The organism is Allonocardiopsis opalescens, from assembly GCF_003002095.1.
Lineage (GTDB): Bacteria > Actinomycetota > Actinomycetes > Streptosporangiales > Streptosporangiaceae > Allonocardiopsis > Allonocardiopsis opalescens.
The window spans coordinates 1-1,181 of sequence record NZ_PVZC01000022.1; the positions used below are offsets into that span (position 1 = coordinate 1).

The 1,181-nt window shown below is 64.3% G+C and carries 1 protein-coding gene; it reads right to left on the reverse strand.

The window, feature by feature from the left end; all coding sequences use genetic code 11:
- A partial coding sequence (dnaK, locus tag CLV72_RS31550) for a molecular chaperone DnaK (protein ID WP_106253875.1) occupies positions 1-1,181 on the reverse strand: 1,181 nt, incomplete at its 3' end.

Below are 1,181 nucleotides of genomic sequence, written 5' to 3' on the forward strand. Positions count from 1 at the left end.
CGCTTGGTGGGGATGGTGGTGTTGCGTTCGATGAGTTTGGTGAAGATGCCGCCCTTGGTCTCGATCCCCAGCGACAGCGGGGTGACGTCCAGCAGCAGCACGTCCTTGACCTCGCCCTTGAGCACCCCCGCCTGCAGCGACGCCCCCAAGGCCACGACCTCATCGGGGTTGACGCCCTTGTTGGGCTCCTTGCCCCCGGTCAACTCCCGCACCAGATCGGCCACCGCCGGCATCCGGGTCGACCCCCCCACCAGCACCACGTGGTCGATGCGGTCCACCGTGATCCCCGCGTCATCGATCACCTTCTGAAACGGCACCCGGGTGCGCTCAAGCAGACCGCTGGTCAGGCGCTGGAACTCCGCGCGGGTCAGCTTCTCATCCAGATGCAGCGGCCCCTCCGCGCTAGCGGTGATGTAGGGCAGGTTGATCTGGGTCTCACTGGAAGACGACAACTCGATCTTGGCCTTCTCCGCCGCCTCACGCAGCCGCTGCAAAGCCATCTTGTCCTTGCCCAGATCCACCCCGTTGGCATTGCGGAACCGCTCCACCAACCAGTCCACCACCGCCTGATCCCAGTCATCCCCACCCAGGTGGTTGTCGCCGTTGGTGGCCTTCACCTCCACCACACCATCCCCCACCTCAAGCAGCGACACATCAAACGTGCCACCCCCCAGGTCAAACACCAGGATCGTGGACTCCTCCTCCTTCTCCAAGTGATACGCCAACGCCGCCGAGGTGGGCTCGTTGATGATCCGCAGCACGTTCAAACCCGCGATCTGCCCGGCCTCCTTGGTGGCCTGCCGCTGCGCATCCGAGAAATACGCCGGAACCGTCACCACCGCATCCGTGATCTTCTCCCCCAGATACGCCTCCGCGTCCCGCTTCAACTTCTGCAGCACGAACGCCGAGATCTGCTGCGGCGAAAACGACTTCTCATCGACCCGAACCGACCAGTCCGTGCCCACATGCCGCTTCACCGACCGGATCGTACGATCCACATTCGTCACCGCCTGCCGCTTGGCCACCTCCCCCACCAACACCTCACCGTTCTTCGCGAACGCCACCACCGACGGCGTGGTACGCGACCCCTCCGCATTAGCGATCACCGTGGGCTCCCCACCCTCCAGCACCGCCACCACCGAATTCGTCGTACCAAGATCAATACCAACCGCACGCGCCAC